We start from the raw sequence: 19,027 nt of genomic DNA on the forward strand, positions 1-19,027 counted from the left end.
GCCAGCCGTGGCCGCGCCGCTGTAGCCAGCCGTGGCCGCGCCGTAGTTGCCAGCCGTGGCCTGCTTTGGGTCGGTATGTTCAAATGTGGTATGAACTTTTACGTACTCGATATGCGCCTTAACGAGCCCGGGGATGCCGATTTCGGCGCCGACGGTGATCTTTTTGCCAACACGTTTTGTATCATCGTCGCGTTTATCACTGACATCGTCCAGAGCGACTTCGGCATAACGACTCGTCGCGGGAGGATAGTAGTTGAAGACATCCAGAGGGCTCTCGCAGGCATGGAAGCCCGCCCGACAGAGATTGGCTGTAGGCTCTTCGTAGGTCTTCCCGGGCTCATACTGGAAACCCCGGCACTGCATGTTCTTGTCGAAGCCTTTATAGGTTTTCATTGACAATTCTCACTTTCTGCCCTATGATGGGCTTATCAATATTTCTTGTCATTGCCGCTTTTGATGGTTCCAACATCAGAGGCGGCGCTTTTTCTGCCTTGATAATCCTCAGCCTCGTCGGTTTAGGCTCAGACTTGCCGATCATCATCACCTGATCGGATTTGTAGATTTTCAATGGGGGCCTCCTTTCGTATATCTCCGGCCCATTGCTCGGCCATGGCTCGGGCGATTCCAGGGAATGTCTTTGCACGGTTTTTTGCGTCTTCACCCCGCTTAGCCGCTCCATATTTACTCCGATCTTTGCGGCCGGTTCCGGCTGGAACATATGGGCCTACTGGCTCTACTGGCTCTACTGGAACAAGCGGAGCTAAACCTTTCAGCCATAAGCGCGTTTTTTTTGTATAGGGGTGAGCTTTTCCGTAAAATTGGTGAGGTTGTATTTCCTGCGTGTGTGGCGGCATGTGAAATATGGAACTGGACACAGGGTTTTCAATTGCAATTCTGAGGCAATCCGCTTTGTAGAACTGCATAAAGAACGCCTTGCCTTCAAGCCCTCTCTGATATCTGGCAATGTCCATCTGTCCTTTGCGCGGGTACAATCTGCAAGCGCCCGCGTTGCTGATATATGTACAAGGTGGAAAAGCAATTATCATGTCCCACGGCTCGGAAAGTAACGGCGTCACATCCTGCTGTAGATGCCATTCCGGATGGCCGCCACTGCACGGCTCGATATCGCAACTGTAGGCTTCGTGTCCGAGCTTGCGGAGTTCGAGCGTTACCGCCTGCGATTCTTCACAGGCGACCAAAATTCTCGTATCGTGCCCCTCCTTTCATATCCACGTCACCTCCGCCGCCACGAAGACTAACACGATGACCAATGCGCCAGCCGCGACCAGGGCGATATCCAGGACGGTCCACTGGCGTCCGGGGCCGGTGTAGGGTTTTAGCTTTCTGTTGATGGGGAGCCCTCCTTGCCGAGCAGTTCGGGACTGTCGTGGATGTTGCCTATTATTGGGTAATATTCTGCGACAATTTTTAAGATTCCCAGCGGCTTTTTGTCGGCGTAGAATTTAGGGTAGCGGGATTCGTATGTTTGTCGCGCAATAAATCCAGATTGTTCGTCGCCCCACTCCGCAACGTGGCGGCTCTCAGAAAAACTGCCAGTAGGATTGCCTCGTGATGTTACAAGTTCGAGTGTGCCGCCGAGAATATCTCCCTCAAATATCTTTTTGCCGTTCTTATCGCAGAGCCCGGTAAATTGGCCGACAGTACCTTTTTCAACCTCAACGCGGATGATGCCTTTTGCAAAATCCAGTGTAAGTATCTCGTTATCAATTGCTCCGTACCCGTATATCCACTCGCTGTTGTCAAGAACCGTACGCTTTCCGCGAAACAGTATTTCACGCATTTGCATAACTCCTTTCTTATTTGTTATCCGTCGACTTCCATCACATCACGATCACTTTCATCATCAGCAGCCCGAGCAACGTCACAACCCACCAAAACGCGTCGTGGTCCCGGCGCCGCTCGATTCGCCAGCCAGTGCCGTCCTTGCGGATTTGGAGGTATTCGTCAGTGATTCGCATAACGGGACCTCCCATGTAGCGCCGCAATCACGGCGCATAATTTTTTGAGGTAACGCAAGCGGTTAATCGGGTTCACCACAGATCACCTCCATGTCATCATTGAGTGTCGGCAGATGCTTTGTGGCGTCGATCTCTTCACGGAGCGATAACAGCAGTTCATTGAGATTATCCGGTCCCATATAGTTGCAATATCCAGATACCCAGAATGAATCCTCTTTGCAGTTTTGATATCGGTCTATCTCGGCAATACATTCTGCTAAGGAATCAAAGGTACCGAGTACCGCATTGCTTTTGCTGCGCGGCTTATCGGGATTGCCGTACATGAGGTTTATCCCGGCCAACGATTGCTTTTTAAAAAGACGATTGCGATAATATGCCGGGCGCGTGAAAAGCGCTCCTGCAGCTGTAGTGTGAATGACTTGGTCGCGGTCCTGATTGACGATATACGTCATGGCGATCATTCCTTATTATTTATTTGTGTGGCATCACTCCTTTTGTCTTTGGTGGGGGAAGTCAGTTAATCCACGTAGCCGGGGAGGGCACCTTCCATCATTTTGGGGTTAAAATTGATGGTGTACGCATATTTATTGACGTCACTGGTGCCGATTTGCTCGCATGTATATGAAATCCAGCCGCCGCTTAAGTAAACAAAGTGCTTGTAGAATGTACCGTCGGGCTGCTCACCGATGATCGCCAAATCTCCGTCCGATTCCTTGGTTATGGAGAAATTTCCCTCAGCAACAAAAACTATTTCGTTTGTTCGCACGTTGAACGCCGTGAGTTTTCTGTGAACATTGAAGTTGTCTGCCTGCTGGGAGATGTTCGCACCGACCTTATCGGCCTGACTGCACCCGGCAAACACGATTGCCGTCATTAAAACCGCCAGAAGGATAGCGATAACGCGCGGGATTGATTTCTTCATTGAAGACACCCTTTCATTTAAAATAGATTCTGTCGCCGCGCTCACAGGCGGCGTAGATGCTGGACAGATATCCCGCGTTCGGATCGTCCGGGCTGATCGTGATGTACTTCTTGCCGTCGTCTGGCAGGGCCGTGGTTGGTGTCGCCGTCCGCGCTGCCGGCCGTTTTTCCTTGCGGGAATCGACGTAGATCAGAGACGCTGAGAAAATGAAGCCAGCGAGAGCAACGCCGGAGCAGATGAATAACGCTATTACGCCGATGTCCGTGATGATCGCCTCCTTTGAAATTGACTTTTTCCCAATTCGCGGTAAAATGGAGCTGCCCTTTGTGGCAAGGAAGGAGCGTGGTCTTCATGACCAAACTTTTGAACTTGCTAGTTCCCGATATGAGCTAACCCTCATAGCCGATGCGCAGGGCGGTCATCGCAGAATCCAAACTGCGAAAGTGACGCGGAACGCCAAGAAGCGTGCAGTGGTTTTGCGGGCGATGCCGGTAGAAAAGAATCTACATACCGGAACAGACCGGACTAAAAAAGGCGTAGGTTAACTATCAAGTGCCGTGTTCGTATCACGTAAAAAAGACGTAGCGTTGGTAGTGCTGGCATCTGCAGCGTTCTTTGGGTAAATAAATTGGAAGCGGGCCGTCTGTGAAACCACCACAGGCGGTTTTGCTTTTAGGGCAGCTCTATTTCGCCGCGAATTGGTTGCTCGGGTGGATTATTTGCAAACCTCAAGGATTTCGTCAAAGAGACTTTTTAATTGCGCCTGGAATTTCTCTTTATTCTCAAGCACCTGCGGAAATTTGATTTCGATTTCAATGGATGGGGTGCCGTGCAGCCTCCCGTCGCGGAGGCGGTACCCCTCCCCGGGAATGGCGTATCTATAAGATTTGCTCATTGGCGTTAGTCCAAAGCCCTCCATGGTTTTCCTCCTTTCATATCCCCACGCACAGCAGCCTGAACGTCTCTCGCCCCTTCGGCGTTATCAGCGTCTGCGTCCCGGACCACTGTGTCTTTTCGTTGAACGTCTCTTTCAGTTCAAACAATCCGTTGTTCTTGTCGGCGTACGGCTGAATCTTGCCTTTCTGATCGCGGTAGATGTATTTGCGCGCATACAGGAAAGCCATGAATTCCTTTTCCCTGATGCCGAGCTGCTTTGCCGTCTCGCGGAAGTTCGTCAGGAGATTCCGGTCAACCAACTGATCGAAATAGTCTGCCTTGGGTGCCATGATGGTGTTGCTGACGGTCAGCTCGGAATTGACGATCTTGAGCATCTTGAGTTGTTCGTCCGCCATGCGGAGCGCCCGCGACATGATCGCCTCCGGGGTGTTCCAGGCCTTTTCAAGATTGATGAAATACTGCCGGGCCTGTTTGCCCTTCTCGTTTCTTGCCAGCATGGATAACTCTTTCGCCATTTCGATAGTAAGCTGGAAATCCTTGGTCATGTTACCGTTCGACATGATGTCGAGGGGTACGTAGTCTATTCCTTCGGCGAATAGCGGGTCTTCTTCGATGTTTTTCTTATACCACCGCGCCCATTGACTTTTGTCGTAATCCAGAAACTCGTAAAGTTCCCGACCTGATACTGTTGGACGGTCGTTGTCATAGGTGATTTTGATTAGATCGTTCATGTGTCCTCCTTATGTAGATTTTTGGTAACTGCCGGTGTATACTCTCCGTGAAAGGAGGTGATATGATTTGGATAATGATTTCTTATCGAATTTGATTCGCGAAATGGACTCGCTCGAAACGTTGGCAATTGAAAATCCAGTTAACACTGTTGCCAGAAGCCATATGGCTGACAAGCAGCAAGGCATTATTCTTGAAACTATAAAAGCGTTTGAAGAAGACCTTGATGATGAACACGAAGTCGCATTAAAGCTTGCATGTTTCGGTCAAACTGTAATTTTGAACGTCACCGGCATTGGGTTTCACAACCCGGATATACTTAGGTTTTACGGCTTTGTGAATGGCTCGAAAGCAACGCTCATGCAACATGTCTCTCAGTTAAACTTCCTCATGATGTCCGTGGAGAAGGTTGACCCCACTGTCCCGCCGCACCGCATAGGTTTCGGTCTGCCCACCGAAGATTAAGCGTGTCAATTGCAATCGCTATATCCACTAAACGAGATACCGTCTCAATTGTTGCCGCAGTTGGGGCGGTATTGTTTTGGAGGGCCTCCAGCGCGCGCTTTAAACACAAGTCCCCGATGTCCGTCCAAAGACTTTCTTCAACTTCTGTCACCGTTCGTTTTTCCTCCTTTAGTTATCTCCGCATGAGCGGTTGTAGGTATCCAGGAGCCTTTTAATGCAGGCGTCCAATTCGGCGGTCATGGCCTGAGGCGTATCCCATTCTCCTTTGAACTCTGCCGTGATCGCGATATACGGGATTGCCTGCCTTACGATTCCGTCCTTGCACCTAGCCATTCCGGCGGCGGACTCAGAGCAGACTTCGATTTTTCTCGTAGTGGAATATACTGCTATTTGCATGTGGCCTCCTCTCTAGTTAAGGGATTCGCAAGCGGGATCAGCGGTAAACAATAACTTCCCGTTGAATCTCCAATATTGCGTGATTGTACGTACGGGGTCGTCAGGCTTGCCGGTCCCGGTGGTGCTTGAAGTTTCAATGACTTGAATCACTTTGGCGTTCATGGTCTATGTGCTCTCCTTTCTAGGTGATAAGCTTCCGAGCCAGTTCCGTCGCAGACACACCCTTGTCTCCGGTAATGTTGAGCCGTTTTCGTGCCCTTTGGCGGCTGATTCCGAGGTATCTAGAAACATCCGACACCGAGAGGAGCCGCCTGTCATCGAAATACTCCAGGATGTCGGAGAGTTGTTCGCGGTATCCTTCTCTTTCGCGGGGCAAATTGTGGTCCCCCTTTCTATTGTTCGATCTTGAGTGCCTTTGCGAGGGCGTTTGCAACAGAGTCGCTGTCACGCGCCGCACACATAAACGCCTCAATTGTCTTTTTGCTGAATCCCGTCAGGCCAGCAAGGTCCGCGTTGGTTTTCTTCTGCAGGTTCTTTTGCTTTGCAATTTCAGCGCGTAAAAGCTCGTATATCCGAATCACCTCCATTTTGTATTTTGTAAAAAATATTTGACAAATTACGGGAAAGAATGTACTATGGTTGCGTCGAACATCCATAATACTGTCGAATTGCGGCTTTTTGAGAAGTTAACTCAAAAGGCTTGGTTTGTTGTTGCGTCCACTGTCAAACATTTTCTACGCTCATTATAGCTACCGTTTCGGTGTCTGTCAATCTGATTTCTACCATTTTGGTAGATTCTATTTATTTAACAAAATGGAGGTCAATAAATTGATAAATATAGACAGGGTAGAAAACTTAATAAAAGAAAAAGGATGGAAAAAGCCTTATTTCTGTGAAAAGATGGGCCATGCGCGGAATTGGATTGCAGATTGGAAACGCGGGAAGGGGCTTCCGGATGAAAACGGTGTATTGCAGATTGCGGACCTGCTGGACACAACTGTTGATTTTTTAACAGGCAAAACGGACGAAAAAAAGAAGCCCGAAACTGATGACAGTCTCAGGCTTTCAAAAAAGGAGATCGAAATGATTAAGAGTTATCGGGCTTTAAATCCGGAGATACAGGCGGCAATTGACCATTTAACAGGGGCAAAATAAGTTCCTTCGCTTCTTCATTATTACTTCGGAACAATAAAACTAATGCTTTTTCCTCCGCTGCCAAATCTGACATCGACCATTCGTTCGCATCCATGGGTACCCCTCTTTCTAAATCTGTAAATATATATCTATATAGTCGTCTACAAAAAAAAGATGGCGATGCCATTATGAACGATAACGTCGCTCACGCGGCAACTGGCCGCCATAATGTTAACATTTTAGGCCCTATAGTTTTGCGCCGCCGGATTGTTCCGGGCTTGCCATAATAAGTTATGTTTACATAATAATACATAATATGACAGTATGCAATACAAAATTTGGGCTAAAAAATTTACATAATATTTGTTAAAAACCACTGCAATGTGCAAACATTTGCAAATATATGATCGCACTTTGCCGACATATGATAGGACTAACCTGTTATATGGAGGCAATAAAATGGCAACGGATAAATATCCTACATACGTCCGTATCGACCGGTCGATTCATGAAAAACTGGAAATTATGGCGCAAAAAGAGCATCGCAGCGTCAATTCCCTGATTGTTCATTTGATTTTAAAAGGCGTAGAAGATTACGAGGCTAAAAACGGAGAAGTAAAAGTCCTTGATGATTGAATTATAGCGCGCATGGTGGGTTATAAAAAGGACAGTGTGTGAAGTTTGCGAAGTTATTTATTCCATTGAGGTTAAATTATGCCAAAACAAATAGACTATGCTGCGCTTTTTACGAAGCGCAAAGACGGCCGATATCAGGCCGTTATACCCGGAAGTCCACCAAAATACCTTTATGACCGCGATCCGAGGCTTCTTTATGACAAGGTTGAGGCTGCAAAGAACCCGGTGCCTACGCTTTTTAAAGACGTCGCGGAGCAATGGCATGACCACCACTGGGAGAAAATACGGGCCGGGACGCAAGTCTGCTACCAGCCGTCATTTGAAAGAGCTATAGATGAATGTGGTAATTCTCCACTGGTTGACGTAACGGCCGGGGATATCAATAAGGTCATCCTCGGATTAAAAGACGATGGCAAATCTATGAAGACCGTCTCAACCCAGCGGACGGTCTTCAAACTGATATTCGATTATGCGATTCTGCAGGGCTATACTAAATACAACCCCGCGCTTTCTGTGTCCATTCCGCACGGGCTTCCTAAATCGAGACGCGAGGCTCCGGAGGATGACGTTATCGAAACGATCAGGAAGAATATCGACAAATATTTTGGACTCTTTCCCATGTTTCTCCTATATACGGGTTTTCGCCGAAGCGAAGCCCTTGCTATCAAGTGGGGCGACATTGATTTTGAAAACGAAACGATAACATGCTCAAAGGCGCTTGAATACTCTGGCGGCGGCAGGCCGCGCGAAAAAGAGCCTAAAACGAAAGCCGGCGCACGCGCCGTCCCGTTGCTCTCGGATTTAAAGTCAGTTTTAAAACGGCCGAAAAGTGTAAAGAACGACGAATACGTCTTCCCTGGCAAAAATGGCGTTGCGATGCCCGACTCAGCCTTTAGAAGACATTGGGAACATTATTGCAAAGACTCCGGATTGACTACGGTTACCCGAGAAACGCGGAAAAATAAAAAGGGCAAAGACTATCAAGTTGATATCTTTACCCCAACTATAACGCCGCATCAATTACGGCACGCCTACGCTACTATATTATATGAGGCAGGCATTGACGAACTTACTGCAAAGGAATTGCTCGGACACGCGGACATAGCAACTACCAGGGCAATATATACACATCTTCGGCAAAAAAAGAGAGGGAAAGCAAACGCCGCATTGAACGAACATTTTGCAGCCAATTATACGCCGCTGGCATAGGTTTATGTCAATCCTTGTGTCAAAATCTGATCTCCTCGTTGCAATTACAGCATTTTTTCTTGGTTCGAGCCCATTAGTCTCCATTTGAAAATTCCCTGCAGCCTATGGCCGCAGGGGATTTCTTTATTCAGTCAGGACCGTCCGGGCAGAGCCGTCCCGGGAATATGTTTTCTTTTATCATAGTTGACCGGCGGGCGATTTTCAAGCGCCGGAACGCTCATTCATAGAGCTTTCTGAAATGGAACCCGTAAATGGAAAACCGGACGGCGATCGGGAACGTGTCGGGCCTGTTGCGCAGCGACCAGTTGAGCAGCTTCCAGTAATATTTACGTTCCCTGCCGAAAACGCCGATCCTGAAAATGGACCGCAGGAACGCCACGATATTCATCAGTGAAAAACTCTCCGCGAACTTTTTGGGGTTATAGCCGGCGAGGAAGTTGATGACCCGCTCGTAGTAATATTTTGGCGAATAGATCGTTTTCACGATCTGCTGGTATCCGTTTTCCAGCACATGCCGGTCCATCTTCGGGACAAAGTTCATTGTGAAGTCCGTGTTGTTGCCCGTAAAGCTCTTTTCGATGCGCCCCTCGCTCTGAAGCCTCTGATAGAGCTTTGTCCCGATGGGCGCGTTTAAAAGGCCCACCATCGCCGTGACGATCCCGCTGTCCTGGATGAATTTGATCATGCGGTTGAATATCGTCTCGCTGTCGTTATCAAAGCCCACGATAAAGCCGCCGGAGACCTCGATGCCGTACTCCTGTATCCTTTTGACGCAGGAGATCAGGTCGCGGTTCCTGTTCTGTGTCTTCTGGCATTCGGTCAGACAGGTGTCGTCGGGCGTTTCGATGCCGATAAAGACGCTGTTGAACCCGGCTTTGACCATCATTTTCATGAGCTCCTCGTCGTCGGCGAGATTGATGGACACCTCTGTCATAAAGCAGAACGGGTGATCCCGGCGCTCCATCCAGCCGATGATGGCCGGCAGAACGTCGTCCAGGAGCTTTTTCTTGTTGCCGATGAAATTATCGTCGACAAAGAACAGCTCCCCTCTCCAGCCGGTATTGTAAATGGCGTCCAGCTCCTGGAGCACCTGGTCGGCGGTCTTTGTCCGAGGGGCGCGGCCGAACAGCGTGGTGATATCGCAGAAGTCACAGTTGAAGGGGCAGCCCCGCGAATATTGGATGTTAAGCGAGGAGTAGCTTTTCAGCTTTAATAGCGACCATTGCGGTACAGGCGTCCGGCTGATATCCGCCCATGCGTCCGTCTCGTAGACACGGCGCGGCGTCCCCTGCCGGAGATCGGCCAAAAACTCCGTCATGGTGATCTCGCCCTCGTTTAAAACCAGGTGGTCCACATCACCGTAGGCATCCCGCTCCGCCGTGAACAGCGGCCCGCCCCCCACGGTTTTGACGCCGAGCCTTTGACATCGGTCAAGAATTTCCCTGACGGATGGCTTCTGGATCACCATCGCGCTGATGAAGACGTAATCCGCCCACTGAATGTCCCTGTCGGTGAGCTTTTCGACATTCAGGTCGATCAGCTTTTTATCAACGCTGTCCGGGATCATGGCGGCGATGGTGATGAGCCCCAGCGGCGGAAACGCGGCCTTTTTTGATATGAACTTGAGCGCATGCTGGAATCCCCAGTAGGTCACCGGGATTTTCGGATAGACAAGCAGAATTTTCATAGTCATTTCCCGTCCTCGAATGTGATGATTTTGTTCAGCAAGGGCAGCTTTTCGGCCGCCCTCGTCTTTTTTAGTCTTATTTTAGCCACCGGCGACGGCGGATGCACCCTACTCTGCCGAAAAAGCCTTCTACAAATCAGGACGCGCCCAATAGAGCCTGAATAATGTCTTCTACCCACGGTAGAGCCGGCTCTATCGCCGCTTTCCAGACGCGTTATAAAAAAAAGAAGGACGGCTGTTGACCGTCCTCCCGCTTTTATAACGCCCTATTTTTGAAAATAACTTCGCATACTTCGCTCAATGTCCTGTTTATCGCCACTGATTTGCCGCATACTGGAATTACTCTATGACAGAAACGCCCGGTTACAGGAGGGCTTTGTGCAAACTGCGTCTTTCTTTAAGCAATTTGCGCCAGGGTATTGAATATTTTGTTATATTATTCTATAATATGGAAGATGACATAATATAGCGCGACAATTCAATATCCAGCAAAATAGCCGAAAGGTTATGACGCAAAGCTAAAGGGCCTTTTACATGGCAGCCAGTTGCATAAAAATAACGGCTGCGCGCCGTTATTTTTGCCTGTGACACGGACGGAATGATTATTCCGACGGGAAAGAAAGCTGGTACATATGAATGACGAAGAGAAAATTCTGAACCTTCTCAGAAACTCGGCGGACCCCGCGCGAGCTCTTGAAATCGCGATCAACTTAGCCCTTGAGCTTTCAGCGCCGCCTCAAGCATCGCCAGGTATTCCGCCCGCCGGCCCTCCGGCATGAGCCGGTACAATTTAAGCCATTCCACTTCTTTTTCGTTCAATCCGTCGCCGTTCATGGCGGCGGTTTTTTTTGTCGTTTCGTCGAGGAGCTCCGTGACTGAGATGCCGAAATAGTCCGCAATCAGCTTTTTGTTTTCGTTGAGCGGCTTTCCGCCTTCCTTCCAGCGCGAAAGGCTGCCCTTGCTGATGCCCATGTCCGTCAAAGCGCGCGATGGTGAGATGCCGTTTTCCTCGCATAAGCTCAGAAACTTATCGTAAAACACCAATTTTCCCCCTCTAAATTTGTGCATGCATATAAAGTGCACTTTTAGGCACTGCGCTAGTTGACAAATACCATTATAGGCACTATCATATACCTATAGGCACGATTTGATACTTTATAATCATTTCAGGCACAAGTCCATGAATTTTATGCACCAAATCGACCACATTTATTCGAATCGTAGCACTAAAGTTCGCCTTTGTCCATATGAGGCCACAAATATTGTGCAGTTGCACAAGTTTGCACGGCCATAACTATGGAAAATTGGCACAAAGAGAGGAGCATGACGGCATATGGGTATGGCAGCTTTCAAAAACGGCGACCGTGTTGCCTTTGCAAACGGCAGGCTGCACGAGACAAGCCCCGGCTATTACCCTCCTCCTGGCACCGTCGGTGTCTATCAGGGCGGCGGATGGGTCCAGTGGCCGGAGGGCACAACCATCGGCGACGGCCGGTGGCACGCGCCTGCCGCGGCGCTGAAAGAGGGAGGCCGCAGGAAGATCATCATCACACGCGGCAGCCGAGATGCGCCGAGGGCGGAATTTACGCCGCATCTCGTGATGCATGGCGAAACAGTGGGCATTATCGGAACGCCGACAAGGTTCCGGGATATTCTGGGCCGGCCCCTGGCCGTCGGCGACGTCGTCGAGATTTTCAACAGGACAAGCGTCTCCTACGGCGACAACGTCCTCTGCGACGACGGCCGCCAGTACGTCATGGGCATCAAGTCCTCCTGCGACGACCGGATCGGCTCGGCAGGCTACTGGCGCCTTCTGAAAAAGCGCGGCTATGACGATGTCAAAAACGGCGAACGCATTGACGGCGTCGTCTACGTTACAAGGACCGGGAGGGTATATTGAGATGCTGAGAAACGCCATGCCCGAGCCGCCTATTGACCCGCCGGACGAGCGCTACCTGACCGCCGGCTGCGGCCACGAGGTCTACGAGGGCGAGCGTCTTGTCGAGTGGCACGACGGCAAACGATTTGCGTATCTCTGTGAGGAGTGCTTTCGGGACAAGCTCGCGGCGCTCACAACGGAAGAGCTGGCACGCCAGTTTGGCTGCGATTGCCGGACGGTATTATTTTAAAGGAGGAAATATGATGAATAACCCGTGTGCGTCCTGCCGGAGAGGGGGAGAATGCGACCACTTTCAGCGCTGCAATCGCTGGCGCGTCTGGTTTGCCGCCGAATGGCGGCGCGCACTGAAGCTTTTTGGGAGGGGCTTATGACTATGTCCAAAACCAAATCTGCCGGCATACACGTTACATATGAAGGACAAGCCGGTCTCCGGGAGCCGGAAAGCTCCGGCGCGCGCCGCTGCCGGGACTGCGGCGCTGTGCTCCCCGAGCCGGGCCGGATTCTCTGCCAGAGCTGCAAAGCCGCGGTGAACGCGCGGCGGAACGAAAACCGCCGCCTGTGCCAGCGCAAGCGCCGCGCGCGTCAGCAGGCGCTTGCCGCCGCGGAAAAGGGCGCCGGGCAAGAAACGCTCCCGATTTCCCCGCACCGGTGCGTGACGGCGGGCTGTACATCCGTGATCGAAGGCAGGGCGCGCTACTGCCAAAACTGCACCCATGACCGGCAGCTCCGCGCCCAGCGGGAATACCGGCAGCGCCATTACGTCGATCCCCTGCCGTTCGGCCCGCCGACGAGCATGGCCTGGCTTGATAAGTTCGCGGACTGGACCAGGTCCGGCCTGAGCTACGCCGCCTATCAGGCCGCGGAACGGAAGTGAGGACGAATTTACGTCACATACAGGTCTCCGGCCCTGTCGCGCAGGGCCCGGGGATCTGTTATCTGGTAGCCGGAGGGCGTCTTTCGCAGGATTCCCTCCCTGCGGAGCTTATCCAGGCAGCGCAGGAGATGACGGTAGCTTGCGCCGACAAGCTGCGCCACCTCCGTGAGATTTTCACGGAAGACGCCGCCGTCCGACGTTTGCAGTATGTAGGCGCAGAGCCTGTTTTCAAGCGGCTGCAAAATCGTTACGGCGCCGTTTGTGCCGCGCTGCATGAGCTTCTCCGCCAGTCCCTTGCCGATACGATTGACAAAAACGATATTTTCTTTGAGTGCCGCCGCGTAATCGGACAGCGGCAGAACGATACAGGTCAGCTTTGTCGCCGCCTGCACGGTTGAAAAGGCCTCTCTCCTGCCGGTCATGAGCTCAACGTCGCCGATGATCCCGCTGGACACAAAGTAGCACAGGAGCAGCTGCCTGCCGCTGGAAACGCTGAGGCAGATCTTGGCCTTTCCGGAAACGACAAAGAACAGGCCGCCGATCGCCCCGCCCTCCCGCACGACGTATTCCCCGGGCTCAAAGGACAGGCAGACGGCGTCCTTATATTCATCGCTCCGCAGGCCGTATTGCGATAGTAAATTCAGTTCCGCTTCATGCGCGCGCCGCTTCTCCATATGGTTTCACCCCTTTGCATCACTATGACATATGTCATACCCCCGGGTCAATAGGCTGCAGTATAGTCTGTAGACAGAGGGGTGAAATTATGTACTATTTGTTGCTTGCCGTTATCCTCATTTCGGCTGCGGTTTTTTTGATCGTCCGGCGCGGGCCGGGGCGCGCCCATAAGAGACCGGTGCGCGCCGCCGGTAAAAGGGTACCGGCAAATACCGTTTTCTCGGCGCGGCCGGAGCGCGCGATTATCTGCCCCCGGTGCGGCACGGCGCAGAGCCGGGAGCAGGATAGCTGCCGCTCCTGCGGTGTCGGGTTTATTTTTCTCAGCGAAACAAACAGGTTCGGATAAATTATCCCCCGCCGGCGGCGGGGGATAATGCTTTATCTCTCCGTTAGTCGTAATAGCCCTCCGTGGACTTTATCATGCCGTCGGACTGGGCCTTGTCGTGGCCGTAGACGACCTGTGCGTTATGGGCCTTGGCGTATTTGGCGATAAATTTCGCCGTGGCGACATAGCCCAGCGAGTCGTAAACGAGGCCGGAGAACTTGATCGGGGGGCCGGCGTTTTCGCTGGTGTAAAGCGCGTCCGCCACCATGAGGAAATTCCCTGCTTTGGGTAGCTCCACAAGCAGGCCCAGCATGCCGAAGGTGTGGCCGGAGCCGAAATTGACGATGGTCAGCCCGTCCAGCAGCGGATACTCCTTCTCGGTGTTGTCCAGCAGATGCCAGCGGAGCTTCGCGTTCAGGAACGCCTCGATGTCCGAGTGGGAATAGGCCGGCTTTTCCTCCCGCAGGGCATAAAGCTTCAGCGTCTCCGTAAATTCAGTCTCATTGACGAAGACCTCGGCATTCTTAAACAGGCTGAGGCAGCCCGCGTGATCGGTATGCAGGTGCGACATGACCACGTATTTGACGTCCTCGGGCTTCACCTTCAGCTGCTCGAGCCTTTCGTGCAGGTAGCCGCCCTCCGGCGCCTCATAGGGCGACACCAGCTTTGAGGACGCGGGCCAGTTGTCCGACATGCCCTTGGGGTCGCATGCGGTGTCGAACAGCACGAGGCCGTCCGGGTGATCGATCAAAAAGGTGTTGACGGGAATCTCCGTCCATTCTGCCTCGGGATGCTTGTCGACAACGGTGGCCAGCCTGTTGCCGGCGATGATGTTTGCCCGGTCCAGCATCAGCTTGCCGTTGTCCAGTATATACATTTTCATATTTGCCATGATGCGTTCCCCTTTCCGTTATAGGGTCGGATTTGATGCTCAGCCGTAGAGCTTTGCCGGGTTTTTCACAAGGATCGTGTCAAGCTGTTCGTCGCTGATCCCCATTCTCTTCAGGTCGGGGATGATGACCTCGAATATCCTGCCGATGTTGGCGTCCTCCATAGCCTTTTGCATGGACGGCGGCCACTTCACCGGCCGGCCCAGATTGACATTCACCGTGTCATGAGAAAACAGCAGACGATTAATATGACCCCTGGCGATGAGTGCGATGGCGAGGGCTTCCCTGTCGGCGTCCTTCGGCGTGCCGAAGACCTCGGCCTCCAGCCCAAACCTGTCCAGCGCGATATACACGCCGCGCTTCAAGACGTCGACCGCGTACCGGATATCCGTGTTGCCGCACATGTGCCCGATGATAACGCGCGAGGGGTCGGCGCCCTCCGACAGGAGCAGGTCCGCCTGCTCCGGGCCCATCGTTCCGGCCTCCGTATGGGTCATGATGACGGCCCCCGTTTCCTTCTGGGCTCTGGCCGCCGCCCTGAAGAGCAGCTGCTCGTAGTCGGTGATGCTATCCTTGCTGGAGCCGATTTTGATGACGCCGGCCTTTACGCCCGTTTTGCCGATGCCGTCCGTCAGCTCCGCCACCATCATCTCATAGATTTCCGATACGGCGTCCCCGATGGAGGCCCGGAACTTGAAATAGGCCGGGGAGCCCTGCCCCTCATAGTAATAGCCTGTGGAGGCGACGATGTTCATGCCCGTCTCCTCGGCGATGCGCCTTAAAAGCAGCGGGTCCCTGCCGCAGTCGTTGCACGTGGCGTCAACGATTGTTCTGACGCCGTGGCGCCTGGCCCGCTCGGCCGCCTGGACGCCTGTTTTAACCACCGCGTCAAAATCGTACCCGCCGAGGGTGCCGTCCGCCGCGAAGCCGGGGAACCCGAACGCAAAGTGCTCGTGCACCAACGTTTTCCCGATGTCTTCCCCGTCCACCGGCCCGAGGACCGTTGTCAGCTTTCTGCCCAATTCAAATTTCTCCTTTCAAGTGTGCTCAGGAGGCTTTTTCGATGCCGCAGGCCTCATAGCTGACCAGCGCCCAGTCGCGCCCTCTTCTTTTGCCGTTGGATTCATGGGAGAAGAGGAGGACGATCAAAAAAGCGATCAGCATCAGCGCGACGATGAAATACAGCGCGACGATATACCCGGACTTGACGTCCCAGCCGCCGCCGAGATTGATGAACACGCCGATAAGATACGCCGAAAAACCGCCGAAGCCGGAGAAAAACACGGTGAGGGAAAGCCCCGTGGCGATATTCGTTTTGCGGCCCGATTCCGACACCAGGGAATAGAGGACCGGGAAAATGGCGTTGGTGCAGCAGCCGGCGAAAAGCTGCACGCCGATCAGCCAGGCAAAGCTGATGCCCACAAACTGCATCATGAAGAATGCCGCCGCCAGCCAGGCAAAGCCGATGAGCAGGATTCTCTTGCGCCCGAACTTGTCGGACAGCGTGCTCCACACGATCTGGCCGATGCCGCCGGTGATCGAGAAGATGACACTGTAGGCGGCCGCCTGGGAGAAATCGTAATGGGCCACGAACGCCAGATATGGGGACATCCAGAAATTGATCGCCGTCAGGGAGGCGATGCCGAACAGGGCGCAGAACGCGCCGACGACGATATTGGGATTTTTGAAGCACTCCTTAAGAGAGCCCTTTTCACCGGTGCCGATGTCCGAGGACTGGATCGTCGGCGTCAGGCCCATTCTGAGGGCGTCGTTTTCGTATTTCTTGAATCTTTTTTCCTTGGCAAACAGCCAGTAAAAGATCCACACCGGCAACGCGAAGGCCGGAATCACGAGGAAGCACACCCGCCAGTCGTTGCCGGACGCAGCCATGATCGCGGCTACCAGAAAGCCGCCCAGCAGGCTGCCCCATGGATACGCCGTGTGATGGGCGCCCAGCGCAAAGCCGCGCCGCTCGGCGGGCCACCATTCCGCCACGGAGCTGACCTCGATCGATTCGCCGACGCCTCTGATTGACTGCCGCAGGAAAGCAAAGATGAAAAATGGGACGACGCTCACGGAGAGGAACGGCAGGCCCACCAGGAACGTGAAGAGCACATAGCCCACTGCGACGATGATATTGCTCTTTTTGCGCTTCCACCCCTGCCCGATCCTGTCCGACCAGACCGAGCCGAACATGGATAGAAGCCCGCCGGAAAACATCACCAGGGAGACGAGCAGGCCGCTCAGGTTTGCGGAAATGTTGAACTCGCTCACAACCGCCGGCATGATCCTGTTCATCAGCTCGGTGCAGTTGGCGTTGACCGCGAAGACCAGCCACAGGGCGATCAGCGCAAGCCACGATAACCCCGGGGCTTTCGGCAAAAGGCCGCGTTTTTTCTGAACATTATTGTTTTGTGTTTCCGGTGCCATAAAATACTCCTCCTCATTTTGTATGCTCAAGCGGTGATTGTCAATGGCCGCCGATGGCCTGAAAGAGGCGTAGAGTCCAATTTAACCAAAACATCCCACTCCGGCGCCAAAAAAATTGTACAGTAGTTGAAATAAAAAATGAAATGCCTATAATTTTATTTGGTAATACGCAAAGCGTATAAGCGCACGGGCGTTATTATAGCTTGCGCGCCATATAGCCAAGGAAGGAGAATGGTATGACCAGCTTACAGCTGCAATATTTTCTGACTGTCGCCAAATACCTCAATTTCTCCAAGGCCGCCGAGCACCATTTCACCACGCAGCCCTCCATCAGCAGACAGATTGCCCTGCTGGAAAAGGAACTCGGCTTCGAGCTGTTCACACGGACAAAGCACAGCGTGCAGCTGACGCCCGCGGGGAAATTCATCCATGACGAGTTCAGCCTCCTGTACCAGAAGGCGGCCGCCGTATTGGAAAAAGCCCGGCAGACAAGCCTCGGCATTGACGGAAAGCTCAATATCGGGTACCTCCAGGAGACGAACATCGATATCTTCCTGCCGCTCATTAAAAGATTCACGCAGAATTACCCGAGGATCGACGTCTCCTTCGAGGGATACGGTTTCAAGGACCTGCGGGAAAAGCTGATAAACCGCGCCCTGGATGTGGCGTTTATACTGAATTTTGAAGTGGAGAACGCGCCGGAGATCGAGCAGTACGCCGTCTTCCGTTCGGCGGGTCACGTCGTCGTCTCGGTGTCACACCCGCTGGCCGGGAGGGATGCGCTGTCCATGGAGGACTTTAAGGACGAAAGCTTTATCGTCGCCTCCGAGACGCCGTCCGGCATGGACTGGGTGCTCAGCCAATGCCTGAGCAGCGGCTTTTATCCCAAGAAGGTCATCAAATCGGCCACCTCAGAATCGATCATCATGTACGTCGAATCAGGCTTCGGCGTGGCGGTCATGGACTCCAGCACCAGATTCTATACGAACCCGAAATTCCGGTTTATTGAAATCAAGGGCGAAACAGCAAAAACCAGCGTCAACGCCGCCTGGCGCAAGGACAACACTAATCCGTCGGTGGCCCTGTTCCACAACCTGATTATCAAATCCCTCGAGGAAAACAGCGCCGGCTGACCGGCAATGCCCTAGAACCCTTTTCAACATAACAATCCCGCCTCCAAATTACGCGGAGGCGGGATTATACTATCAATTATAATGTATATACCGGCGCCTACGCGCCTAAATGGTCAAACTTCGGTACAACTACCCTTTCCGCCGGGCGCGCTCCAATCCTGATTCGCGGCAGAGCCGACGGTCCCAAGCGTGCCGAACATTATAGCGTCTCTTGCCGCCTGACTTGCTATGCCGAGTCCCCTCAGCACCCCGCCTCCGGCGGCCGTCAGCGCCGCATTGCCGGCAAGGTTGCCCGCGAGATAAAGGCCAGGATGGGCCGCCTGCGCATTTTCCGAAAGATTGCTTTTGGCCATGAGCTCGGCGACGTTCCTGTCCGAATACAGGCTGTCCTGATATTCCCCGAAGGCCGGTATGTTGTCCCTGAGTGCTTTTCCTATTTTATCAACCGGAATCATGTTGGCCGCGCCGAGTATCGTCGCCTCCACCCCGGACTCCTTTGATTCCAGCGCGCCCGACAGGCCCGTTAAGGTATTATATTGCCGCACTTCCTCCCGCGTCAGCAAGGTCGGGTCCCCGTGCGACCAATAAAGCTTATCGGCGGCCTGCCCCAGCGCCGCGGCGGCCATTTTTGCCTCCTCGCGTTCGTCTGTCGTCAGCGTTTTCCCGGACTGCGCTAATCCAAGCCAATGCTCCCAATTGTCTTTGATATACTGTTCAGAATTCACAAGCGCGTCGTACTGCTTCTG

Annotated in this window: 26 protein-coding genes and 2 riboswitches; of the genes, 10 read left to right on the forward strand and 16 right to left on the reverse strand. The window is 52.8% G+C overall.

Going from position 1 to position 19,027, the window contains the following annotated elements; genetic code table 11:
• The 6 genes from BUB60_RS20275 to BUB60_RS18765 form a co-directional block, all read right to left on the reverse strand.
• Positions 1–393, reverse strand: a 393-nt coding sequence (locus BUB60_RS20275) for a DUF7666 domain-containing protein (protein ID WP_423242353.1), incomplete at its 3' end; no start/stop codon positions are given.
• The gene (locus tag BUB60_RS19935) at positions 380–568 is read right to left on the reverse strand and encodes a hypothetical protein (RefSeq protein WP_143162421.1); all 189 of its coding nucleotides are present in this window, start codon (positions 566–568) and stop codon (positions 380–382) included. The genes BUB60_RS20275 and BUB60_RS19935, both read right to left, overlap by 14 nt.
• Positions 569–1,336: 768 nt before the next feature.
• The gene (locus BUB60_RS18755) at positions 1,337–1,801 is read right to left on the reverse strand and encodes a YopX family protein (RefSeq protein ID WP_073083059.1); all 465 of its coding nucleotides are present in this window, start codon (positions 1,799–1,801) and stop codon (positions 1,337–1,339) included.
• Positions 1,802–1,841: 40 nt separating this feature from the next.
• Positions 1,842–1,979, reverse strand: a complete 138-nt coding sequence (locus BUB60_RS20280; protein ID WP_159435474.1) for a hypothetical protein — start codon at positions 1,977–1,979, stop codon at positions 1,842–1,844.
• A 62-nt stretch (positions 1,980–2,041) separates the two neighbouring features.
• On the reverse strand, positions 2,042–2,431 hold the full coding sequence (locus BUB60_RS18760; protein ID WP_143162422.1) for a hypothetical protein: 390 nt from the start codon (positions 2,429–2,431) through the stop codon (positions 2,042–2,044).
• Positions 2,432–2,496: 65 nt separating this feature from the next.
• Positions 2,497–2,901: a beta-sandwich lipoprotein gene (locus tag BUB60_RS18765; RefSeq protein ID WP_073083068.1), complete on the reverse strand. Its 405-nt coding sequence runs from the start codon at positions 2,899–2,901 to the stop codon at positions 2,497–2,499.
• A 206-nt stretch (positions 2,902–3,107) separates the two neighbouring features.
• Between BUB60_RS18765 and BUB60_RS18770 the strand changes: the two genes are divergently transcribed.
• Entirely contained in the window at positions 3,108–3,446 is a 339-nt protein-coding gene (locus BUB60_RS18770) for a hypothetical protein (protein WP_073083071.1), read from the forward strand.
• Between the two features lie 170 nt (positions 3,447–3,616).
• Here BUB60_RS18770 and BUB60_RS18775 read toward each other — a convergent pair whose 3' ends face one another.
• Together BUB60_RS18775 and BUB60_RS18780 are read right to left on the reverse strand one after the other, a co-directional pair.
• A complete protein-coding gene (locus BUB60_RS18775) occupies positions 3,617–3,796 on the reverse strand; it encodes a hypothetical protein (RefSeq protein ID WP_143162423.1) in 180 nt (59 codons plus the stop codon).
• Between the two features lie 37 nt (positions 3,797–3,833).
• The gene (locus BUB60_RS18780; RefSeq protein WP_073083078.1) at positions 3,834–4,529 is read right to left on the reverse strand and encodes a phage antirepressor KilAC domain-containing protein; all 696 of its coding nucleotides are present in this window, start codon (positions 4,527–4,529) and stop codon (positions 3,834–3,836) included.
• A 67-nt stretch (positions 4,530–4,596) separates the two neighbouring features.
• Here BUB60_RS18780 and BUB60_RS18785 point away from each other — a divergent pair, with 67 nt between their 5' ends.
• Positions 4,597–4,992: a DUF6173 family protein gene (locus BUB60_RS18785; protein ID WP_200796656.1), complete on the forward strand. Its 396-nt coding sequence runs from the start codon at positions 4,597–4,599 to the stop codon at positions 4,990–4,992.
• Between the two features lie 168 nt (positions 4,993–5,160).
• Here the strand turns inward: BUB60_RS18785 and BUB60_RS18790 are convergent, their stop codons facing one another.
• Complete coding sequence (locus tag BUB60_RS18790) at positions 5,161–5,388, reverse strand: hypothetical protein (protein ID WP_073083081.1); 228 nt, start codon at positions 5,386–5,388, stop codon at positions 5,161–5,163.
• Between the two features lie 828 nt (positions 5,389–6,216).
• Between BUB60_RS18790 and BUB60_RS18805 the strand changes: the two genes are divergently transcribed.
• The 3 genes from BUB60_RS18805 to BUB60_RS18810 all read left to right on the forward strand — a co-directional run bounded on the left by BUB60_RS18805 (position 6,217) and on the right by BUB60_RS18810 (position 8,367).
• The gene (locus BUB60_RS18805) at positions 6,217–6,543 is read left to right on the forward strand and encodes a helix-turn-helix domain-containing protein (protein WP_073083089.1); all 327 of its coding nucleotides are present in this window, start codon (positions 6,217–6,219) and stop codon (positions 6,541–6,543) included.
• Between the two features lie 187 nt (positions 6,544–6,730).
• Positions 6,731–6,815: riboswitch (cyclic di-GMP riboswitch) on the reverse strand.
• A 166-nt stretch (positions 6,816–6,981) separates the two neighbouring features.
• Entirely contained in the window at positions 6,982–7,158 is a 177-nt protein-coding gene (locus BUB60_RS20290) for a toxin-antitoxin system HicB family antitoxin (protein WP_159435479.1), read from the forward strand.
• 78 nt (positions 7,159–7,236) lie between these two features.
• Positions 7,237–8,367, forward strand: a complete 1,131-nt coding sequence (locus BUB60_RS18810) for a tyrosine-type recombinase/integrase (protein WP_073083093.1) — start codon at positions 7,237–7,239, stop codon at positions 8,365–8,367.
• 217 nt (positions 8,368–8,584) lie between these two features.
• Here BUB60_RS18810 and BUB60_RS18815 read toward each other — a convergent pair whose 3' ends face one another.
• Positions 8,585–10,060 (reverse strand): B12-binding domain-containing radical SAM protein, encoded by a 1,476-nt coding sequence (locus tag BUB60_RS18815; RefSeq protein WP_423242354.1) that lies wholly within the window; start codon positions 10,058–10,060, stop codon positions 8,585–8,587.
• 471 nt (positions 10,061–10,531) lie between these two features.
• Positions 10,532–10,607: riboswitch (cyclic di-GMP riboswitch) on the forward strand.
• Positions 10,608–10,759: 152 nt separating this feature from the next.
• Entirely contained in the window at positions 10,760–11,095 is a 336-nt protein-coding gene (locus BUB60_RS18820) for a helix-turn-helix domain-containing protein (RefSeq protein ID WP_073083101.1), read from the reverse strand.
• A 292-nt stretch (positions 11,096–11,387) separates the two neighbouring features.
• On the opposite strand from BUB60_RS18820, the gene BUB60_RS18825 reads away from it, so the two are divergent.
• From BUB60_RS18825 to BUB60_RS18835, 3 genes are all read left to right on the forward strand, one after another.
• Positions 11,388–11,954, forward strand: coding sequence for a hypothetical protein (locus tag BUB60_RS18825; RefSeq protein WP_073083105.1), 567 nt, complete (start codon positions 11,388–11,390; stop codon positions 11,952–11,954).
• Between the two features lies 1 nt (position 11,955).
• Positions 11,956–12,183: a hypothetical protein gene (locus BUB60_RS18830; RefSeq protein WP_073083110.1), complete on the forward strand. Its 228-nt coding sequence runs from the start codon at positions 11,956–11,958 to the stop codon at positions 12,181–12,183.
• 138 nt (positions 12,184–12,321) lie between these two features.
• Complete coding sequence (locus BUB60_RS18835) at positions 12,322–12,828, forward strand: hypothetical protein (RefSeq protein ID WP_207650781.1); 507 nt, start codon at positions 12,322–12,324, stop codon at positions 12,826–12,828.
• Positions 12,829–12,836: 8 nt separating this feature from the next.
• On the opposite strand, the gene BUB60_RS18840 is transcribed toward BUB60_RS18835, so the two are convergent.
• A complete protein-coding gene (locus BUB60_RS18840) occupies positions 12,837–13,502 on the reverse strand; it encodes a cyclic nucleotide-binding domain-containing protein (protein ID WP_073083117.1) in 666 nt (221 codons plus the stop codon).
• 89 nt (positions 13,503–13,591) lie between these two features.
• Between BUB60_RS18840 and BUB60_RS18845 the strand changes: the two genes are divergently transcribed.
• Entirely contained in the window at positions 13,592–13,849 is a 258-nt protein-coding gene (locus BUB60_RS18845) for a hypothetical protein (RefSeq protein ID WP_073083120.1), read from the forward strand.
• A gap of 43 nt (positions 13,850–13,892) precedes the next feature.
• Here the strand turns inward: BUB60_RS18845 and BUB60_RS18850 are convergent, their stop codons facing one another.
• From BUB60_RS18850 to BUB60_RS18860, 3 genes are read right to left on the reverse strand one after another with little or no spacing between them, the layout of a single operon-like run.
• A complete protein-coding gene (locus BUB60_RS18850) occupies positions 13,893–14,720 on the reverse strand; it encodes an N-acyl homoserine lactonase family protein (RefSeq protein ID WP_073083124.1) in 828 nt (275 codons plus the stop codon).
• 39 nt (positions 14,721–14,759) lie between these two features.
• On the reverse strand, positions 14,760–15,740 hold the full coding sequence (locus BUB60_RS18855; RefSeq protein WP_073083127.1) for a phosphotriesterase family protein: 981 nt from the start codon (positions 15,738–15,740) through the stop codon (positions 14,760–14,762).
• Between the two features lie 25 nt (positions 15,741–15,765).
• Entirely contained in the window at positions 15,766–17,148 is a 1,383-nt protein-coding gene (locus BUB60_RS18860; protein WP_084726627.1) for an MFS transporter, read from the reverse strand.
• 236 nt (positions 17,149–17,384) lie between these two features.
• Between BUB60_RS18860 and BUB60_RS18865 the strand changes: the two genes are divergently transcribed.
• Entirely contained in the window at positions 17,385–18,281 is an 897-nt protein-coding gene (locus BUB60_RS18865) for a LysR family transcriptional regulator (protein WP_073083130.1), read from the forward strand.
• A gap of 113 nt (positions 18,282–18,394) precedes the next feature.
• On the opposite strand, the gene BUB60_RS18870 is transcribed toward BUB60_RS18865, so the two are convergent.
• Positions 18,395–19,027 (reverse strand): hypothetical protein (locus BUB60_RS18870; RefSeq protein ID WP_207650782.1); only part of this gene is annotated, 633 nt, incomplete at its 5' end.

Source organism: Sporobacter termitidis DSM 10068 (assembly GCF_900130065.1).
Taxonomy (GTDB): Bacteria; Bacillota; Clostridia; order Oscillospirales; family Oscillospiraceae; genus Sporobacter; species Sporobacter termitidis.